General features: G+C 67.7%; 18 protein-coding genes and 1 pseudogene. 10 read left to right on the top strand and 9 right to left on the bottom strand.

Features of this window, described 5'->3' with window-relative positions; genetic code table 11:
- Positions 1 to 66 precede the first annotated feature (66 nt).
- From mgtE to QE385_RS10760, 4 genes are all read left to right on the top strand, one after another.
- Positions 67 to 1,479 (top strand): magnesium transporter, encoded by a 1,413-nt coding sequence (mgtE, locus tag QE385_RS10775; protein WP_307104678.1) that lies wholly within the window; start codon positions 67 to 69, stop codon positions 1,477 to 1,479.
- 239 nt (positions 1,480 to 1,718) lie between these two features.
- Entirely contained in the window at positions 1,719 to 2,978 is a 1,260-nt protein-coding gene (locus tag QE385_RS10770; protein ID WP_307101672.1) for a NupC/NupG family nucleoside CNT transporter, read from the top strand.
- Between the two features lie 257 nt (positions 2,979 to 3,235).
- On the top strand, positions 3,236 to 3,382 hold the full coding sequence (locus QE385_RS10765; RefSeq protein ID WP_307101670.1) for a hypothetical protein: 147 nt from the start codon (positions 3,236 to 3,238) through the stop codon (positions 3,380 to 3,382).
- A gap of 26 nt (positions 3,383 to 3,408) precedes the next feature.
- Positions 3,409 to 4,737, top strand: coding sequence for a carbohydrate porin (locus tag QE385_RS10760; RefSeq protein ID WP_307101668.1), 1,329 nt, complete (start codon positions 3,409 to 3,411; stop codon positions 4,735 to 4,737).
- Between the two features lie 137 nt (positions 4,738 to 4,874).
- On the opposite strand, the gene QE385_RS10755 is transcribed toward QE385_RS10760, so the two are convergent.
- Positions 4,875 to 5,744 carry a 3-hydroxybutyryl-CoA dehydrogenase gene (locus QE385_RS10755; protein ID WP_307101665.1) on the bottom strand — a complete coding sequence of 290 codons (870 nt, stop codon included), beginning with the start codon at positions 5,742 to 5,744 and terminating at the stop codon, positions 4,875 to 4,877.
- Between the two features lie 78 nt (positions 5,745 to 5,822).
- On the opposite strand from QE385_RS10755, the gene QE385_RS10750 reads away from it, so the two are divergent.
- A complete protein-coding gene (locus tag QE385_RS10750; RefSeq protein WP_307101662.1) occupies positions 5,823 to 6,845 on the top strand; it encodes a DUF1176 domain-containing protein in 1,023 nt (340 codons plus the stop codon).
- Between the two features lie 18 nt (positions 6,846 to 6,863).
- Positions 6,864 to 7,484 carry a YbhB/YbcL family Raf kinase inhibitor-like protein gene (locus tag QE385_RS10745; protein ID WP_307101661.1) on the top strand — a complete coding sequence of 207 codons (621 nt, stop codon included), beginning with the start codon at positions 6,864 to 6,866 and terminating at the stop codon, positions 7,482 to 7,484.
- A 392-nt stretch (positions 7,485 to 7,876) separates the two neighbouring features.
- On the opposite strand, the gene QE385_RS10740 is transcribed toward QE385_RS10745, so the two are convergent.
- Positions 7,877 to 8,902, bottom strand: coding sequence for a GGDEF domain-containing protein (locus QE385_RS10740; protein ID WP_307101659.1), 1,026 nt, complete (start codon positions 8,900 to 8,902; stop codon positions 7,877 to 7,879).
- Between the two features lie 144 nt (positions 8,903 to 9,046).
- On the bottom strand, positions 9,047 to 9,580 hold the full coding sequence (locus QE385_RS10735) for a peroxiredoxin (RefSeq protein WP_307101657.1): 534 nt from the start codon (positions 9,578 to 9,580) through the stop codon (positions 9,047 to 9,049).
- A 94-nt stretch (positions 9,581 to 9,674) separates the two neighbouring features.
- On the opposite strand from QE385_RS10735, the gene QE385_RS10730 reads away from it, so the two are divergent.
- Positions 9,675 to 10,496: an inositol monophosphatase family protein gene (locus QE385_RS10730; protein ID WP_307101655.1), complete on the top strand. Its 822-nt coding sequence runs from the start codon at positions 9,675 to 9,677 to the stop codon at positions 10,494 to 10,496.
- Between the two features lie 39 nt (positions 10,497 to 10,535).
- On the opposite strand, the gene QE385_RS10725 is transcribed toward QE385_RS10730, so the two are convergent.
- Positions 10,536 to 12,653, bottom strand: a complete 2,118-nt coding sequence (locus tag QE385_RS10725; RefSeq protein WP_307101654.1) for an AsmA family protein — start codon at positions 12,651 to 12,653, stop codon at positions 10,536 to 10,538.
- Positions 12,654 to 12,829: 176 nt separating this feature from the next.
- Here QE385_RS10725 and rpmI point away from each other — a divergent pair, with 176 nt between their 5' ends.
- Positions 12,830 to 13,033 (top strand): 50S ribosomal protein L35, encoded by a 204-nt coding sequence (gene rpmI / locus QE385_RS10720; RefSeq protein ID WP_007406658.1) that lies wholly within the window; start codon positions 12,830 to 12,832, stop codon positions 13,031 to 13,033.
- Between the two features lie 21 nt (positions 13,034 to 13,054).
- A complete protein-coding gene (rplT, locus tag QE385_RS10715) occupies positions 13,055 to 13,420 on the top strand; it encodes a 50S ribosomal protein L20 (RefSeq protein WP_307101652.1) in 366 nt (121 codons plus the stop codon).
- Positions 13,421 to 13,641: 221 nt separating this feature from the next.
- Here the strand turns inward: rplT and QE385_RS10710 are convergent, their stop codons facing one another.
- From QE385_RS10710 to QE385_RS10700, 4 genes and pseudogenes are all read right to left on the bottom strand, one after another.
- Complete coding sequence (locus tag QE385_RS10710) at positions 13,642 to 13,962, bottom strand: hypothetical protein (protein ID WP_307101650.1); 321 nt, start codon at positions 13,960 to 13,962, stop codon at positions 13,642 to 13,644.
- A gap of 35 nt (positions 13,963 to 13,997) precedes the next feature.
- The gene (locus tag QE385_RS10705) at positions 13,998 to 14,213 is read right to left on the bottom strand and encodes a hypothetical protein (RefSeq protein ID WP_307101649.1); all 216 of its coding nucleotides are present in this window, start codon (positions 14,211 to 14,213) and stop codon (positions 13,998 to 14,000) included.
- A 63-nt stretch (positions 14,214 to 14,276) separates the two neighbouring features.
- Positions 14,277 to 14,348: pseudogene (locus tag QE385_RS19855) on the bottom strand (hypothetical protein); the annotation flags it as partial.
- Between the two features lie 93 nt (positions 14,349 to 14,441).
- On the bottom strand, positions 14,442 to 16,586 hold the full coding sequence (locus QE385_RS10700) for a TonB-dependent siderophore receptor (protein WP_307101647.1): 2,145 nt from the start codon (positions 16,584 to 16,586) through the stop codon (positions 14,442 to 14,444).
- Positions 16,587 to 16,761: 175 nt separating this feature from the next.
- Between QE385_RS10700 and QE385_RS10695 the strand changes: the two genes are divergently transcribed.
- Positions 16,762 to 17,166 (top strand): DUF1489 family protein, encoded by a 405-nt coding sequence (locus QE385_RS10695; RefSeq protein WP_307101645.1) that lies wholly within the window; start codon positions 16,762 to 16,764, stop codon positions 17,164 to 17,166.
- A 168-nt stretch (positions 17,167 to 17,334) separates the two neighbouring features.
- Here QE385_RS10695 and QE385_RS10690 read toward each other — a convergent pair whose 3' ends face one another.
- Positions 17,335 to 17,934, bottom strand: a complete 600-nt coding sequence (locus QE385_RS10690; protein WP_307101643.1) for an ankyrin repeat domain-containing protein — start codon at positions 17,932 to 17,934, stop codon at positions 17,335 to 17,337.
- Positions 17,935 to 17,953 lie beyond the last annotated feature (19 nt).

The raw sequence follows: 17,953 nt of genomic DNA, 5'->3' as shown, positions 1-17,953 counted from the left end.
GGCAAATGCGGGCACCGCGCGATAGAGGCATGACGCCGCGTTCATGTTCCATCGAGGGAGGCCGAGATCAGCGACACCGAACTCCCCGACCTCGAAACCGAGACCCCGTTGCCGGAAACCCAGCTGGACGAGGACGACCGGCTGAAGCCCGAATATGTCACCGCCGTGCTCGACGCGCTGAAGGCGGGCGACGACGAGGGCGCGCGAGCGCTGGTCGAGCCGCTCCATCCCGCCGACATCGCCGACCTGTTCGAACTGGTCGACGACGAGGAGCGGGTCAGCCTGGCGCGCGCGGTCGCGGACCTGCTGAACGGCGACGTCTTCGCCGAGATGAACGACTATGTGCGCGAGCAGCTGATCCAGGCGCTCGAACCGCATGAAGTCGCCGACATCGCCTCCGAGCTCGACACCGACGACGCGGTGGCGATCATCGAGGACATGGACGAGGATGAGCAGCGTGCGGTGCTGCGCGCGCTCGACCCCGACGACCGCGCCGCGATCGAGGAGGCGCTGTCCTTCCCCGAGGAATCCGCCGGCCGCCTGATGCAGCGCGAACTGATCGCGGTGCCCGAGCATTGGACGGTGGCCGAGACGATCGAGTTCCTGCGCGGCGACGAGGAACTGACCACCGATTTCTGGGAAATCTTCGTCGTCGATCCCGGCCATCGTCCGATCGGGACGTGCCAGCTGTCCTGGATCCTGCGCGCGCCGGGCGGCATCGCGATCGGCGACGTGATGAAGCGCGAACAGACGCTGATCCCGGTCGACATGGACCAGGAAGAGGTCGCGCTGCGCTTCCAGAAATATGCGCTGATTTCGGCCGCGGTGGTCGATGGCAGCGGGCGGCTGGTCGGCATGATCACCGTCGACGACATCGTCCACATCATCCAGCAGGAGGCGGGCGAGGACGTGCTGCGCCTGTCGGGCGCGGGCGAGGGTGACATCAACGAGCCGATCCTCGACAGCTACAAGAGCCGCGTCCGCTGGCTGATCGCCAACCTGGTCACCGCGATGGTCGCCTCTTCGGTGATCGCCGCGTTCGAGGGGACGATCGCGCGGATGGTGGCGCTGGCGACGCTGATGCCGATCGTCGCGGGGGTCGGCGGCAATGCGGGGACGCAGACGCTGGCGGTGACGGTGCGCGCGCTGGCGACCAACCAGCTGACCCGCTCCAACACGACCCGCGCGATCCTGCGCGAGATTCGCGTGGCGATGATGAACGGCGTGACGGTCGCGGCGGTGATCGGGGTGGGGGTCAGCCTGGTCTTCGCCAATCCGGCGCTGGGCATGGTGATCGCGGCGGCGATGATGACCAATATCCTGGTCGCGGGGCTGGCAGGCGTGCTGGTGCCGGTGACGCTCGACCGGTTCGATGCCGACCCGGCGGTGGCGTCGTCGGTGTTCGTGACGATGACCACCGATTCGATCGGCTTCCTGGCGTTTCTGGGGCTGGCGACGGCGGCCGGGCTGACGGGGTAACATTCCTCCCCTGCAAGGGGAGGTGGCGCGCGCAGCGCGTCGGAGGGGTGTCCCGCTATCGATAGGCCGACCCCCCTTCCGTCAGGGCTTCGTCCTGCCGCCTCCCCTTATAGGGAGGAATTACCTCCTCCGATCAAAACTATGGCGGTCGCCCCGGACCATGCTTATGATGCACCCCCGCGCAGCCGGGGGGCCGCGTCGTGTCACCACCCGTCAACGCGGATAGTTAAGCAGCGCGCATGAATCGTTTTGCCATCGGTATCGCCGGTATCCTTGTCATCCTGGCGATCGCGGTCGCCCTGTCCACCGATCGTCGCGCCATCCGCCTGCGCGTGGTCGGTGCGGCCTTTGCGTTGCAGGCGGGGATCGCGGTGCTCGTCCTCTATGTCCCCTGGGGCAAGAAGGTGCTGCAGACGCTGTCTGCCGGGGTCGCCGGGCTGCTCGGCTATGCCAATGAGGGGACCAGCTTCCTGTTCGGCGCGCTGGCCTCCGATCCGCTGGGGCGCAATTTCGCGATCCAGGCGCTGCCGGTCATCATCTTCTTCGCCGCGCTGGTGTCGATCCTCTATTATCTGGGGATCATGCAGCTGGTCGTGCGCTGGCTGGGCGGTGCGATCGAGAAGGTGATCGGCGTGTCCAAGGTGGAATCGCTCTGCGCGGCCGCCAATGTCTTCGTCGGCCAGTCCGAATCGCCGCTCGTCATCCGGCCCTATCTGGCCAGCCTCACCCCCGCACAGCTGTTCACCGTGATGACCAGCGGCATGGCGGGCGTGGCGGGCACGATCCTGGCGGCCTATGCCTCGATGGGCATCTCGATCGAATATCTGCTCGCGGCCAGCTTCATGGCAGCGCCCGGCGGCATCCTGATGGCCAAGATCATCATGCCCGACCGGCCCGAACCGCCCGCCGGCCAGCTGCCGCTGGGCGATGTGATCGAGGATGAGAGGATTTCCCTCGCCGAGGCGACGCATGACGAGGAAAAGCCCGCCAACATCATCATGGCGGCCGCGCAAGGTGCGCAGACCGGCGTGAAGCTGGCCGTCGCGGTCGGTGCGATGGTGCTGGCCTTCGTCGCGCTGGTCGCGCTGGCGAACGGGTTGCTGGGCGGGCTGGGCAATCTGGTTGGGATTCCGGGACTCAGCTTCCAGGCGCTGCTCGGCTATGTGTTCCAGCCGATCATGGCGCTGCTCAACGTGCCGTGGAAGGAAGCGGGGATCGCGGGCGGCCTGTTCGGCGAGAAGATCGTGCTCAACGAGTTCGTCGCCTATATCGACCTGGGCAAGCAGGCCGCGCAGCTGTCGCCGCGCACCGTCGCGGTCGTCACCTTCGCGCTGTGCGGCTTTGCCAATTTCTCCTCGATCGCGATCCAGATGGCGGTGACGGGCAGCCTGGCGCCGAACCAGCGCCCGACCATCGCGCGCCTCGGCATCCGCGCGCTGATCGCGGGGAGCCTCGCCAACCTGATGTCGGCCGCGCTGGCGGGCCTCCTGATCGGGTAGGGCGCTTTCGGGGTTGATCCTGCAGGTGGGCGCGCTATGGGCGCCCGGTCGGTCGCGCTCGTGGCCGACTCACTGCACAGGATCACAATGCCCCGATCTAGTCCCTTGTCCGGCGACGAGGACAGTAGACGCTTCGGCGTCCACGTTCTTGCCGACCGTCTGACGGGCCTGACGGGGTCGACGATGTCGGCCCGCTAACGCCGTTCCTCGCCGACCTTCCGCCGGGCTCGACCACACGAACCCGAAGGAGGTCTGTCATGACCCGCATGATGTTCCGCGCGCATGTCCGCGCCCAGTCGCTCGCCACCGTCATGGCCAGCGTTCCCCTTGAGCGCGCGCGGTTGCTCCGCGCCGTGGCGTCCAGCCGTCCCCAGGCGATCCGCCGGACCCGCCCCTCGGCCTGACCGCCCCGCTTTCAAGGACGACCTCGATGACCCGTATCGTTTCGCGGGCCGCGCTGTGCGGCCTGTTGCTGTTCGCGCGCGCCGCCGCCGCGCAGGACCTTGCCCCGCCGACCGACACGCCGCAGGATTTCGCCATCCACGGCCAGGCGACCCTCGTCGCGCAGGGCGTGGGCGGTTTCGCCTCGCCCTATGCCGGGACCAACAGCCTGACCCCGCACCAGCTGAAGGAAACCGCCGACGTCACCGCCTATCTCGGCGCGCGGCCCTGGGGCGGCGGCGAAATCTGGGTGAATCCCGAGATCGACCAGGGCTTCGGCCTGTCCAATACGCTGGGCGTCGCGGGCTTTCCCAGCGCGGAGGCCTATAAGGTCGGCAAGGCCGAGCCCTATTTCCGGCTGCAACGCGCCTTTTTCCGCCAGACCCTGGGGCTGGGCGGCGCGCGCGAGGCGGTGGCGGGGATCGCCAACCAGCTTGGCGGATCGCGGAGTGTCGACCGGGTCGTGCTGACCATCGGCAAGTTCGGCGTCGGCGACGTGTTCGACACCAACCCCTATGCGCACGACCCGCGCGGCGATTTCCTCAACTGGTCGGTCGTCGATACCGGCAGCTTCGATTACGCCGCCGATGCCTGGGGCTATACCACCGGCATCGCCGCGGAACTCTATCGCGGCGACTGGACGTTGCGGACCGGACTGTTCAACCTGTCGACCATCCCCAATGGCGAGCGGCTGGAACATGGCTTCGGCCAGTATCAGCTGGATGCCGAGGTCGAGCATCGCCACCGTCTGGCCGGGCGGCCGGGATCGGTGCGCTTCGGCTTCTTCCGCAACCGGGGCAATTTCAGCCGCTTCGACGAGGCGCTGGCCTATGCCGCCGCGACCGGCGGCGCGGTCGATCCGTCCTTCACCCGGCGGCGGCTGACGCGGATCGGCGGCTATATGAACATGGACCAGGCGCTGACCGACACGCTGGGCCTGTTCGCGCGGGTTGGGGTCAGCGACGGGTCGATCGAGCCCTATGACTTCACCGATATCGACCGGACGGCGCAGATCGGCGCGGCGCTGAACGGCAAGGGCTGGGGCCGGGCGCAGGACCGGGTCGGGCTGGCGCTGGTCGCCAACGGCATTTCGGCCGAGCATCGCCGCTATCTGGCGGCGGGCGGCCTGGGCGTGCTGGTCGGCGACGGGCGACTGCCCAATGCGGGCACCGAGGAGATTGCCGAGGCCTATTACGACGTGGCGTTGACCCGCGCGCTCGCGGTGACGCTGGACGCGCAATATGTCGGCAACCCCGGCTATAACCGCGATCGCGGGCCTGCGGAGGTCTTCGCGCTGCGCGTCCACGGCGCATTCTGAATCCTCCCCAAGCTCGGCTTGGGGAGGGGGACCGCGCCCGGAGGGCGTGGTGGAGGGGCATCCTCGCCCATGGCGAGGCCCCTCCGTCAGGCCTTCGGCCTGCCACCTCCCCATCTCCGATGGGGAGGATCGGGGGATTAGCGCGTCGGCACGGGCTCCGCGCCCGAATAGTCGTAGAAGCCCCGCTTGGTCTTGCGGCCATACCAGCCCGCCTCGACATATTTGATCAGCAGCGGGGCGGGGCGGAATTTGGGGTCGCCCGTCCCTTCGAACAGCACGCGGGTGATCTCCAGGCAGGTGTCGAGCCCGATGAAATCCGCCAGCGTCAGCGGACCCATCGGGTGGTTGAGCCCCAGCTGGCACGCCGCGTCGATGTCGGGGATCGTCGCCACGCCCTCGCCCAATGCGAAGATCGCCTCGTTGATCATCGGCATCAGCACGCGGTTCACGATGAAGCCCGGCGCGTCATTGGCATGGACGACGCGCTTGCCCAGCGCCTGGGCAAAGGCCTCGACCCGGGCGACCGTCTCGTCCGAGGTGGCGAGGCCGCGGATCAGCTCGATCAGCCCCATGACGGGCACGGGATTGAAGAAATGGACGCCGACGAACCGGCTCGCATCGGGCGCGGCCTGCGCCAGCCGGGTGATCGGGATGGAGGAGGTGTTGGTCGCCAGGATCGCAGTGTCGGACATCACCTTGCCGACCTCCTCGAAGATCGCGCGCTTGATGGCCTCGCGCTCGGTCGCGGCCTCGATCACCAGCTCGCAATCCGCCATGGCGGACAGGTCGCCGACCGGCGCGATGCGGGAGAGCAGCGCATCGGCATCGGCGCGGGTGATCTTTTCCTTCGTCACCAGCCGGTCGAGCGCCCTGGCGATTCCCGCCTTGCCGGCCTCGGCCCGTTCCGCCGACACATCGGCCAGCTTGACCGCATGGCCCGCCGCCGCCGACACTTGCGCGATGCCCGCACCCATCTGACCGGCACCGATCACGCCCACTGACTTCATCGCTCTGCTCTCCTTGTTCTTTGACCGTTGCCCTATCCGTTTCGGAACGTCACCGCCAGCAAAGGGGTTGATACGCCCATGATTCGCACCGCTGCCTTCACGGCTTTCCTGGCGTTCGCCATGCCTGTGGCCGCCGCCGCGCCGGACACGCCGGTCCCGGCCAAGCCGAAGCTGTTTCGCGACTGGATCGTCGCCTGCGACAATGGCGGCGGGTGCGAGGCGGCGTCGTTGTCGCCGCAGGACGGCATGTTGCAGGATGCCGGATTGCTGATCCGGCGCACCGCCGACGGCATGGTCGCGGTCGAGCTGGCCGACATGACGGGCAAGGCGCGGGTCGCCACGATCCGGGTCGATGGCCGCCCCGTCGCCACCGTTCCGCTGGCCCGCGAAGCCCGGGGCCGGATCAGCGGGGCGGCAGCCGACAGGCTGGTCGCGGCGCTGGTCCGGGGGCGGCGGGCCGCGATCCTGACGCCCGATGCCAAGCCCGTCTCGCTGAACGGCGTGGCCGCCACGCTGCGCTATATGGACGATCGGCAGCGACGGGCGGGCACCACCGCCGCCTTCGTTGCGAGGGGGGCGGCGCGCTATCGCGGCAAGCCGCCCGAACTGCCCCTGGTGCGGGTGGTGACGCCGCCGCCGGGCGACGCGCCCGCCATCCCCTCGGCGGCGATCAACGACATGCGGCGACGGCTCGACTGCCTGAACAGCCTGGGCAGCCCGGTCAGCGCCGAATCCTATCGGCTGGACGGACGCGCGACTCTGGTCCTGCTGTCGTGCGGGGCGGGGGCGTATAATTATCTGGTCAAGCCGCTGATCTGGCGCGACGGGCGGCTGGCGCCCGCGCGCTTCGACTATGCCTTTCCCTTTGCCGACGAACCGCAGCCGGGCGGCGCGGTGACGCTGGTCAACACCCAGTGGTCGCCCGCTGGCCGCTTGTCGAGCTGGGGCAAGGGCCGGGGGCTGGGCGATTGCGGCGATCGCCAGAGCTTCGGCTGGGACGGCACCCGCTTCCGGCTGATCGAGGCGGCGAGCATGACCGAATGTCGCGGCGCGATCGACACGCTGCACGTCTGGCGGGCGCGTCCTGTGTCCGCGCGATAGGCCGAGGGAGACAGGATCATGCTGGAACATCTGCCCGCCTGGCTGGGCAAGGCGATGAGCGGGTGGCGCGCCGGGGTCGAGTCGGTCGCGCTCGTCCGCCCCGAACTGGCCCCGCCCGCCAGCCTGGCGCTGAGCAGCCCGGCCTTTGCCGACCAGGCGCGGCTGCCCGAGCGTTTCACCGCCGATGGTGCGGGCGTGTCGCCGCCTTTGGTCTGGGGCGATCCGCCCGAGGGGACCGCACTGCTGGCGCTGCTGGTCGAGGATGCCGACGCACCGACGCCGCAGCCGCTGGTCCATGCGATCGTCTGGAACCTGCCGCCCCGGGCGGGCGATCTGGCCGAGGGCGCGATCGTCGCGGATGGCGCAGGCTCACCCGGACAGGGCGATGTCGGGCGCAATTCCTATCTGGGCGAAGGCTGGCTGCCGCCCGACCCGCCGCGCGGTCATGGCGAGCATCGCTATGTCTTTCAGCTGTTCGCGCTCGACTCGGCGGTCGATATCGGCGGGCAAAGCCCCGGACGCAGCGCGATGATCGAGGCGATGGCGGGGCATGTGCTGGCCGCCGGGGTGCTGACCGGCACCTATTCGCGCGAGGAGGAGGCGCCGGTGGGGCCGGTCGGGGCGGTCGCGCCCGCCTGATCGGGGAAGAGCGGGCGGCCGGGCGTCGACAGGCGACGATCCGGCCGCGGGACGAGGATGACAGGAGCGGCGGCGTCGATCCCGACGCGATCGCGCGTCACGCCTCAGGCGATCGGCAGGATCGGCGTCGCCGAGGTGATGGCCAGTCCGGCGAACAGCAGCGCGCCGATGCAGGAGACGAGGAACTGGCGGGCCTGGATGGTCTGGAACATGGTGGAACTCCCTTTTCGATCGGGTCGCCAACCCTTTGGCGACCGATGCCGGGAGCTTTGCAGAGAGCGTGCCAGTTTTATAAAGCGTTGATATTCAACAGATAATTATTCATCCCGAGAAAATCTGGCAAATTGCGCCAAGCCGATACCGGAAAATCCGCCACCGGATGGCGCAATCCGTCAATCCGCATAGGCCAGATCGCGGCCATCATTCTTGGCCCGGTACAAAAGCTCGTCGGCGCGCGCGAACAGCGTCTCCTGCGTATCCTCCGGACGGAAGGTCGTGATCCCCGCCGAGATGGTGATCTGGCCGATCGACTGGTCGGTTTCGCGGACGCGCAGCCGCCGCTCGCGCACCGCCTGCCGGGCGCGTTCGACCAGGGCGGTGGCGTCCCGCTTGGAAATGCCCGACATCAGGATGGCGAATTCCTCGCCGCCATGGCGGCACACCAGATGGCCCTGCCCTTCCTCGGCCAGGATCTGGCCGATCGCGGTCAGCACCCGGTCGCCGACCGCATGGCCATGCTCGTCGTTGATCCGCTTGAACCGGTCGATATCGCACAGCGCCAGATGGCAGGGATCGACCGCTTCGAAGCACTGGCCGAGCGACTCGTTGAACGCCAGCCGGTTCGCCAGCCCGGTCAGCGGATCGCGCCGGGCGGCCGCCCGCGCCTCCGCCAGCTTTTCGCGCAGCGCGTCCGCCTCGGCGGTGGCCTGTTGCAGCCGCCGTTCGCTGGCGTGGATCCGCTCCAGCATCTCGCCGGTCAGCGCGGCCAGCGCCGACAGCCCGATCGCTTCGGCACGATTCATCTTCGCGGCGCTGCGGGCCAGGTCGGCGCCGAAGGCCGTGGCGTCGGCCTGGACCGAGCGGAGGATGGCCAGGAACGTCTCGACATGGCCCTGGGTCTGCGCGGCCAGCGAATCGGACTGGCTGTCGACCGTGGGCACCGCATGATCGCGCACGGGCGGGGCCTCGACCTTCGGCTCGACCGGTTCCGGACGGGCCGCCGTAGTGCCCCCTCCCAGCCGGACGATATCGTCCTGGTGCAACCGCACGCCACCATCGATCAGCGACGCGGCGGCGCGCGCCAGGCCGCCGTTCGGATCGGTCAGGATGGCGTGGACGAACGCATAATGCGACGGATCGGGGGACAGGCGATGATCGTCGAGAAACCGGCCGATCCGTCGATAGAGGTCGGTGCTCATCGGCATCCGCCCCCTCCCGACCTGTCGCATGTCCGTTCCGCGTGTGACCCGTTTTCCGTCATCGCGAGACGGCGATCGACGGCGCACCCCTGTGCCGTCATCGTCCTGCGCCCTGCTGGCATGCCCCCTGTCATGTACGGCGCCTTAGCGCTTGGCCGCCAGACCGCGGACCGCCGCCAGCGTCGTGGCGACATGTTCGGCGGGGTTCATGTCATCATGGACGAACAGGATGCGCCCGTCGCGACCGATCACATAGCTGGTGCGCGAGGTGATATCGCGGCCTTCCATCTGGCGGCCGAGCGCGACGTCATAGCCCTTGACGATCGCGGGACCCGCGCTGGCGACCGGGAACTTGCCCGCGCATTCGGCCTTGGAAAAGGCGGCGAGCTTGTCCACCGGATCGGCCGACATGCCGATCACCCGCGCGCCCGCCGCGCGGAAGGCGTCGATCTTCTCGGCAAAGGCGCGCGCCTCGGCGCTGCATCCGCTGGTGAAGGCGGCGGGGAAGAAATACAGGACGACCGGGCCGTGGCGCAGCTGATCCTTCAGCTTGAGCGTGAAGACCTTGCCCGCGACCGCGCCGCGCGTCGTGAAATCGGGGGCGGTGGCGCCGGGACGCAAGGCCGCGGCGGCGGGAAACGCCGCCATTGCAAGAAGAACGCCCAAGACTGCCTTCATCACCCCAATCCTTCCGGTAATATGGTTAACGCCTATCCTGTCGCCGGGATGCCGTCCATTGCTGATCGTGCGTCGCTATCCTATCGGTTGCATCATGTCCGTTCATACAGCCGATATCGATCTGGCGTTGAAGCTGGCCGACGCCGCCGGCGCCGCCATCCGACCCTATTTTCGCCGCGAGATGGGGCTGGAGATCAAGGAGGATCGCTCCCCCGTCACGCTCGCCGACCGCGAGGCCGAAGCGGCGATGCGCCGCATCCTGGAGGCGGAACGCTCGGGCGACGGGATTCACGGCGAGGAATATGGCGTCAAGGACGGCGTCACCGGGCGGCAATGGGTGCTCGACCCGATCGACGGCACGCGCAGCTTCACCGTGGGGCGGCCGATCTTCGGCACGCTCATCGCGCTGGTCGACAATGGCTGGCCGGTGCTGGGCATCATCGACCAGCCGATCGCGAAGGAACGCTGGCTGGGCGTGATGGGCCGCCCGACGCTGTTCAACGGCCAGCCCGCGCGGACGCGCCGCTGTCCGGCGCTGGAAGGCGCGACGATCGCGACGACCAGCCCGCATCTGTTCGAGGACGACGACGTGCCGCATTTCATGGCGCTGGTGGCGGCGATCAGCGGCGACAGCCCGCGCCAGGGGCCGGTCTATGGCGGGGACTGTTATAATTACGGTCTGCTCGCCAGCGGCCATGTCGACATCGTGTGCGAATCGGGCCTGAAGCTCCACGACTTCGCGGCGCTGGTGCCGGTGGTCGAGGGGGCCGGGGGCCGGATGTGCGACTGGAACGGCGATCCGCTGACCGCCGACAGCGCCGGACATGTGCTGGCGATCGGCGATCCGGCGCGGACCGAAGAGGCGCTGGAGGCGTTGCGCAACGTGCCGCACGAGCATGATCATCACGATCACTGATCGCAGGCCCGTCATGAAAGCGCGCTGGGTGGGCAAGGCCTAGAAGATCCCCAGGAACTTCTTGCGCTGGCTCTTGGCCTCGCCTTCGCTCTGACGGCCGTCCTTCGACTTGGCGGTGGTGCCGTTGCCGACATCCTGGCGGGGCTGCCCCTTGGTGGTCCGCTGCGCGCTGGCACGGGCGCCCGACAGGACCGGGCCGCAGGCCGCCGCCTTGGCATCGCCGACATCGACAAAGGCCAGCACCCCCGCCAGCGGCGTCGCCACCACCGCCAGGCCCAGCCCGGCCCCGGCGCGCGCCAGCAAGTCGCCGCTGATCGGATCGATACCAGGATTGGCGAAGCTGCCGGTCAGGCCGACCGGGGACTGGCCCGAAAACAGGCTGAACTTCTTGGCATCGGCGCGGATCGCCATGTCGATGGCCTCGTTGCGGAAGCTGAAGCCGCCGCGCCCGACGATGACGTTCTTGGACGTGTCGATCAGGATCGGATCCGCCGCCGCGATCCCGCCGCGCACGGTGAAGGCGATCAGCCCGCAATTGATCCGCACCGGCTCCTTCAGGCGATCCTCGAACATCTTCTGGACGAAGGTGCCGAGATCCAGCTCGGCCAGCTGCGCGTTGCGGGTCCATAGCGAGCCGGCGGGCAGGATGAAGGCCATCCGCCCGTTCGCGCTGGCCAGCGAATCATGGATGGTGTCGCCGCGCCCCTGAAGCTGGATGCGACCCTTGACCGTGCCGGTCGTCCCCGCCTCCGCCACGCCCCATCCCGCCAGCAGCCGCCCGAGCGGCGTCGGCGACAGGCGGATGTCGTAACGGACCAGGCTGGGCCGTTGGCGCGTGTCGAACAGCAGGTCGGACGCGACGTCGCCGCGCGCCATCGCGAAGCGGAGCGGCGACAGGGTCAGCTTGCCGCGATCCAGCGCCAGCGTCAGGTCGACATCGGAGATGGGCACGCGGCGCGAGCGGACGGTACGGATCGTCCATTTCAGGTTGGCGTCGAACCGCTGCATCGTCGCCACCGGCAGCGCGGCATCGGGCAACAGCCTTTGCGCCCCCGCCCCGGTCGCGGCGGCGGCGGCCTGCGCGCCCCTGGTCGCGACGATGTCGGGATTATAGCCGATAAAGGGCGCGGCATCGACGATGTCGAGCTTGCCGGTGGTCAGCTGCGAATCGAGATGCAGCCGCTCGCCATGGGTGACGGTCAGCGTCCCCGCCAGGTCGCTGTCGCCGAACGTCCCCTTCATGCGGGTGAAGCGATAGACGTCGCCGTCCTTCACCAGCTGCGCGCGCAGGTCATAGGTGCGGGTGCGCGGGATGACGACGCCGATGACCTCGAGCAGCGTCGACAGGTCCTTGCCCCGCGCGCGGGTGCGCAGCGGGACATCCTCGATATCGGCGATCGAGGGCAGGGTGCCCGCGACATCAACCACATTGCCCGCCGCGCGCATCCGCGCGATCAGTTCGTTCCTGCCCCGATTGGCGGTGGCGTCGGGCGACAGCAACTGCCCGGTCAAGGTGAAGGGCGTCGCGCGGATCACGCCCTTGCCGCGTAGCCCGACCGCCTTGCCGATCCGGGCATCCTGCGACCGGAAATCCTCCAGCGCCAGGTCGGCGGTCACGCGCATCCGGGGATCGCGATAGCGCAGCGTCGTGCCGTTGATCTCGGCCGTGTCGATTCGCGGGAACTCCAGCGGCTTGCCGCCCTTCTTCTCGCTGAAGGTCCAGCTGTTCGTGCGGTGGTCGGGCGTCCATTCCAGATCGACCGCGCTGTTGGTCAGCGCCAGCCAGGTGAAGCGCCGCTTGCCGAACAACAGCGACAGCGGCGCGATTCGCGAATCGATCCGGTCGGCGGTGAACAGATAGGGACGGCTGGCCCAGCCGGGGTTGGAGATGGCGATCCGCTCGGCGACGAACTTGATCCGCCACGGCGCGAAATAAAGCTGGAAATCGCCGCCTACCGTCACCGTCCGGTGGGTCAGCCTGCCCGCGATCGACTCGAAGGGGTGGCGCAGGAACCGCCCCTTGGTGACGAACAGCACGAGCCAGATCGCGGCGATGGCGAGCAGCAGCCCGATCGCGATCCGCAACGCCCATCGCCGCCAGCCCGCACGGGCGGCGGTCGGGCTGGCGGAGGTGTCGGCCGCTGGCGCCTGATCCATGGCATCCCCAATCGCCCGAGCGAGGCGCTTGTTCCTTTGCGGCGGTCCGCCCTCTTCGGTTGCAATCCGCGCCCGGTTCGTCTAAGCGGCCCGCTTCCCGAGCGAGGTGTCACGAACGGCCCGGCCATCAGGGCTGCCGCGGCCGTTTCTGCCTTGCTCACAGCGAAAGGACCAAAATGCCCAAGCTCAAGACCAAGAGCGGCGTCAAGAAGCGCTTCAAGCTCACCGCGACCGGCAAGCTCAAGCACGGCGTCGCCGGCAAGCGCCACCGCCTGATCAGCCATAACGGCAAGTATATCCGCCAGAACCGCGGCACCTCGGTCCTGTCCGATGCCGACACCAAGACCGTGAAGGCCTGGGCGCCTTACGGCCTGAACTGATTTCTGGAAGGATAGAGAGATATGGCACGCGTCAAGCGGGGCACGACCACCAAGGCGAAGCATAAGCGGATTTTGGATCAGGCGAAGGGCTATTATGGCCGTCGCAAGAACACCATCCGCATCGCACGCCAGGCCGTCGAAAAGGCCGGTCAATATGCGTATCGCGACCGCAAGGTTAAGAAGCGGACCTTCCGTGGTCTGTGGATCCAGCGCATCAACGCCGGTGTCCGGGCCGAGGGCCTGACCTATTCGCAGTTCATGCACGGCCTGAAGCTGGCGGGCGTCGAACTGGACCGGAAGGTCCTGGCCGACATCGCGATGCACGAGGGCGAAGCCTTTGCGGCGATCGTCGCGCAGGCGAAGGCCGCTCTGCCGCAGGCCGCGTAATTCGCGACTGACGGACTAGCGCCGGAAATCAGCAAAGGGCGTCGGTGGAGTTCCACCGGCGCCCTTTTCCTTTGGGAATATTCCTCCCCTGCAAGGGGAGGTGGCAGGCCGAAGGCCTGACGGAGGGGTGTCCCGGTCGGCGAGGATCAGCCTCCTCACCACGGGTGACACCCCTCCACCACCGCTTCGCGGCGGTCCCCCTCCCCTTGCAGGGGGAGTGTTCACCCCGGACTCTGCAGGCGTTTTCTGGCGAGGAATATGTCGAGGGTGATCTCGAGCATGTTTTGGGTCTTGGAGGCGCGCTTGGTTCGGCGGTTGAAGCGGGCCAGCATGTCGCGGAACGAGGCGTTGGACGCTTCGATCAGATGCGTCTGCGCCTTGGTCTGCTGGTGGGGTTCGGGAGCGCCGATCCGCTGGAAGGCGAGGTGGTAGCAGGAGTTGGCGTCGGTGAAGATGGCGCTGATCTGACCGACGGCGGCCTTGGCCAGCGCGTAGATGGCAGTCGCACTTCTGACGCCGTTATCGCCCACATGATAGGCCACGACGCATCGATGCCGGCGGCTGTACGCCGTCCAGATTACCGCTCGCTGCCGTTTTTTTGGATGTAGGTGTAGATCTCGTCCATCTCGATGACATCGGGCTCCCCGGTGTCGACCGGAGCGGCATATGCCAGTTTCTGCTGCAGCACTGCATGTTCCTTGCGGATCCACTTGAGAACCGCAGCCGGTGATGCTCCCAGCACCCGGCCGATCGCCCGGATACCCATGCTGTTCATGTACATCTCGATCGCCATCGCCTTGGTCTCAGCACTGAACCGGGGTTGGCTGTCGGTGCAGTATCGACCGCACGCCCGGCACACATAGCGTTGATGCCCCGCCTTCCGGCCCCGCTTGATCAGGTCAGTCCCATCACACCTTGGGCAACGCATTCCATCCCCCCGTCTCAAATCACAGGAACAGACAAGAATCCACAATGCGGCCGGTGTAAACAGTCGCCCTTGCAGGGGAGTAACGCAGCGGCCTCAATACCGAACGCTGATCGTCCCCAGGATCGAGCGGGGCGCGCCGTAATAGCCGCCGTCGAAGGTCAGCGCGGTCAGATATTTCGCGTTGGTCAGGTTGCGCAGATTCGCCGACACCGCGACGCGCGGCGTGATGTCGTATTTCGCCATCAGGTCGACCAGCGCATAGCCGTCCTGCCGCACCGAGCGGGTTTGGGTATAGATCACGCTCTGATACTGGGCCGACGCACCCAGCTTCAGCGCGGGCAGGGCGGGCGGGGCATAGACGATGTTCAGCCGCCCGGTGTTGCGCGGCACGAACAGTCGCGCGGGGTCGCCCTTCTGATCCTCGATCCGCATCAGCGTATAGCCGCCGGTCACCTGCATTCCTTCGGCCAGGCGTCCGCCGATCTCCAGCTCGATCCCCTCCGATTGGGCGTTCACCCCGCGATAGAGGGTACGGCCGTTGAAGAAGCCGATGCTCTCGGCGGTGTTGTTCTGATGGACGCGGAAGATCGCGGCGCTGGCGTTCAGCCGTCCGCCGAACCAGTCGCCCTTGATCCCCGCCTCGATATTCTTGCCGCTGATGGGGGCCAGGATGCGCCCGTCCTGGCCGATCGCATCCTGCGGATTGAAGATCGTCGTATAGCTGGCATAGAGGCTGAGCGCGCGGTTCAGGTCATAGGTAACGCCCGCGAAGGGCGAGAAGCGCGTATTGTCGAAATTGGTGTCGACGCCGTAGGAAAAGCCGACGCTGCGCGCATGGGTGACGTTGCCGCCCAGCATCAGCTTCAACGGATCGGCCAGGCTGAAGCGGACCAGGCCATAGGCGGTCTCGCGCCGGGTCTGGGTATTCTGGCTCGACGCATAGTCGGTCGAGAAGGTCGTCGGGAAATTGACCTTGGGGAAGGTCCCCTGGAACAGGTCCGGGAAGGGCAGGGTCAGGCCGACCTGCGAATAGTCGTAAGAGGATTGCTGCTTGTAATCCTGCGCGCTGCGGTTGACGCCGAACATCAGCTGATGCTCGCGCCCGAACAGCGAGAAGGGACCGGTGGCATAGGCCTCCATGGTCAGGTTGCGCGTCTGCGCGCGGAAGGCGCCGGGATAGCTTTTGATGCCCAGGAACTGGCCGGGCTTGGTGGGGTCGGGGGCGATGCCGTTGGGCGCGCCGCGCACCGGATTGTCATAGACGTAGAACAGCTCGTCCGCCTCGCTGGTCGCGCGCCGCACCGCGCTGATCCGCGCGACCCAGTCGCCGAAATGATGGGTCAGGTCGCCGAAGATCTGCCGGTCGATCACGTTCCAGCCCGCCCATTCGGGTGCGACATTGGTCGATCGCGGCATGTCGATGCGGGTGCCGTCGGTATAGGTCAGCGGCAGTGCGCCCCACATCGCGCCGTGGCTCTGGTGATCCTGATGGCCATAGCCGCCGCTCAGCACCGTGTCGGGGCCCAGATCGGCCTCGACCACGCCGTACCCGGTCCAGCGGCGCAGGCTGTAGCGGTCGAGATAGCTGTCGGCATCGGAAAGGACGCCCACGACGCGGGCGCGGACATGGCCGTCCCTGGTCAGCGGCGTGCTGACATCGGCATCCAGGCGCAGGCTGTTGAACGAGCCATATTGCGCGCTGGCGGTCGCCTGCAGGTCCTTGGTCGGGCGCTTGCGGACGAAGTTGATGACGGCCGACGGATTGCCCGTCGGCGACAACAGGCCGGGCGCGCCGCGCACCACCTCGATATGATCGTAGATGGCGGTGTCGATCGACCCGGTCTGGATTCCGAAGGCGAAGGGAATGCCGATGCCGTCGATCTGGAAGGTCTGGATGTCGAAGCCGCGCGCCGAATAATAGACGCGGTCGGTCTCGTTCGCCTGGACGTTGATGCCCGGCACCGTCGTCAGCAGCTGGTTGACGTCGTTGAGCTGGAAATCCTGGATCTGCTGGCGGGTGACGATGCTCACCGACTGCGGCGTCTCGCGCAGCGTCAGCGGGATGCGCGTCGCGGTCGTCTGGCCGCCGATCGTATAGTCGTCGGAGCCCTCGGTCCGCTGGCCGGTGACCACGATATCGTCGCGCGCGGTCTGGGGATCGGTCGCCACCGGCACGGTGGACGGCAAGGGGGCGGCCATGGCGAAGGCATTGGCGGCCAGCGTCATCAAGAACGGCATTCGGGGACTCCCTGTTGTGCGGCGCGTCCTAGGAGTGACGGTCTGTTATTGCAAGTCAGTATCGAAAGCAGGAAGAGCTTTTAAGATCAGCGACTTCGCCCATCGACGACGCGGTGCAATTCGGGGCTCTCCGCCCTAGCCATGCCGCCCGCGCGCCCCCACATGGGCCCCCGACATGGCGCTTCATCTGACCAAGGTCGCGTTCGGGGCGGCCAGTATCGATCACCTGGCCGAACGACTGGCGATGCGGGCGCAGGACGGGCCGGTCTTCCTCACCACCCGCTATCTGCCCAAGCGGCATGAGGAGGTGGCGGGGCAGGGCTCGCTGTTCTGGATCCTGAAGCACCAGCTGGTGGCGCGCTCGCCGATCCTGTCGTTCGGCGAGGCGGAGGGCGGGCGCTGCGCCATCCATATCGACCCCGCGCTGGTGCTGGTACAGGCGCTGCCGCGCCGCGCGCATCAGGGCTGGCGCTATCTGGAGGCGGGGGATGCCCCGCCCGACCTGAGCGGGGCCGCGACGGGGATCGAGATGATGCCGCCGGTGCTGGTCGGCAAGCTGGTCGAGCTGGGGCTGATCTAGGGGGCGCTCATGATTTTCCTCCCCTGCAAGGGGAGGTGGCAGGCCGAAGGCCTGACGGAGGGGTGTCCCGGTGGGAGAGGTTGGTCAACGCCCGCCGCCGGGGACACCCCTCCACCATGCTCCGCATGGTCCCCCTCCCCTGCAAGGGGAGGGATTCGTGCCCAGTGCTTAGAGTTTCGGCCCGGCCACCGCCGCGCGCGCCTTTTTGGGGGTTTCGGCGAACAGCTTGGCGATCGCGACGTTGCGGCTGTCCTGCGTCGCATAGTCGCGCGCCGACAGGCCGGCGATATTGTCGGGCTGGTCGGGATCGGCGCCCGCATTCATCAGCTCGCGCACCATCGCCATGTCGTGGCGTTGCACCGCGCGGATCAGCGGGGTCTCGCCCGCCGCATTGGGCAGGTTGGGATTGGCCTTGGCCGCGGTCAGGATGCGGATCATCTCGGGCTGTCCTCCCGCCACCGCCAGCAGCAGCGGCGTGTTGCCGCGCCCGTCGCGCAGGTTCGGATCGGCGCCCTTTTGCAGCAGGAAGCGCAGATAGGTCTCGTCGCCGCGCTTGATGACGATGTGCAGCGCGCCCTCGCCGCTGGTCACGTCGCGGGTGTTGATGATGCTGGCACCCGGCCGGTCGAGCATGTTGGTGACGTCATTGCCCTTGGCCTCGCGCACCGCCTGGAGAAACTTGTAGCTTTCCGACTGCATCATCTGCGCCGCGACCGGCGTGGCGATGGCGCCCAGAAGCGCGGCGGCGAGCAGGGGGCGAAGGGACATGGGGATCGATCCTGAGCAA

The sequence above is a fragment of the Sphingomonas sp. SORGH_AS_0950 genome (assembly GCF_030818415.1).
Lineage (GTDB): Bacteria > Pseudomonadota > Alphaproteobacteria > Sphingomonadales > Sphingomonadaceae > Sphingomonas.
The sequence above is the reverse complement of the archived record's forward strand: the minus strand, read 5'-3'. Positions and strand labels throughout refer to the sequence as shown.

Coding starts and splice junctions, on each gene's coding strand:
- QE385_RS10770 (WP_307101672.1), top strand. CDS start 1,719: ATGAATCGTTTTGCCATCGGTATCGCCGGTATCCTTGTCATCCTGGCG.
- QE385_RS10765 (WP_307101670.1), top strand. CDS start 3,236: ATGACCCGCATGATGTTCCGCGCGCATGTCCGCGCCCAGTCGCTCGCC.
- QE385_RS10760 (WP_307101668.1), top strand. CDS start 3,409: ATGACCCGTATCGTTTCGCGGGCCGCGCTGTGCGGCCTGTTGCTGTTC.
- QE385_RS10755 (WP_307101665.1), bottom strand. CDS start 5,744: ATGAAGTCAGTGGGCGTGATCGGTGCCGGTCAGATGGGTGCGGGCATC.
- QE385_RS10750 (WP_307101662.1), top strand. CDS start 5,823: ATGATTCGCACCGCTGCCTTCACGGCTTTCCTGGCGTTCGCCATGCCT.
- QE385_RS10745 (WP_307101661.1), top strand. CDS start 6,864: ATGCTGGAACATCTGCCCGCCTGGCTGGGCAAGGCGATGAGCGGGTGG.
- QE385_RS10740 (WP_307101659.1), bottom strand. CDS start 8,902: ATGAGCACCGACCTCTATCGACGGATCGGCCGGTTTCTCGACGATCAT.
- QE385_RS10735 (WP_307101657.1), bottom strand. CDS start 9,580: ATGAAGGCAGTCTTGGGCGTTCTTCTTGCAATGGCGGCGTTTCCCGCC.
- QE385_RS10730 (WP_307101655.1), top strand. CDS start 9,675: ATGTCCGTTCATACAGCCGATATCGATCTGGCGTTGAAGCTGGCCGAC.
- QE385_RS10725 (WP_307101654.1), bottom strand. CDS start 12,653: ATGGATCAGGCGCCAGCGGCCGACACCTCCGCCAGCCCGACCGCCGCC.
- rpmI (WP_007406658.1), top strand. CDS start 12,830: ATGCCCAAGCTCAAGACCAAGAGCGGCGTCAAGAAGCGCTTCAAGCTC.
- rplT (WP_307101652.1), top strand. CDS start 13,055: ATGGCACGCGTCAAGCGGGGCACGACCACCAAGGCGAAGCATAAGCGG.
- QE385_RS10705 (WP_307101649.1), bottom strand. CDS start 14,213: ATGGCGATCGAGATGTACATGAACAGCATGGGTATCCGGGCGATCGGC.
- QE385_RS10700 (WP_307101647.1), bottom strand. CDS start 16,586: ATGCCGTTCTTGATGACGCTGGCCGCCAATGCCTTCGCCATGGCCGCC.
- QE385_RS10695 (WP_307101645.1), top strand. CDS start 16,762: ATGGCGCTTCATCTGACCAAGGTCGCGTTCGGGGCGGCCAGTATCGAT.
- QE385_RS10690 (WP_307101643.1), bottom strand. CDS start 17,934: ATGTCCCTTCGCCCCCTGCTCGCCGCCGCGCTTCTGGGCGCCATCGCC.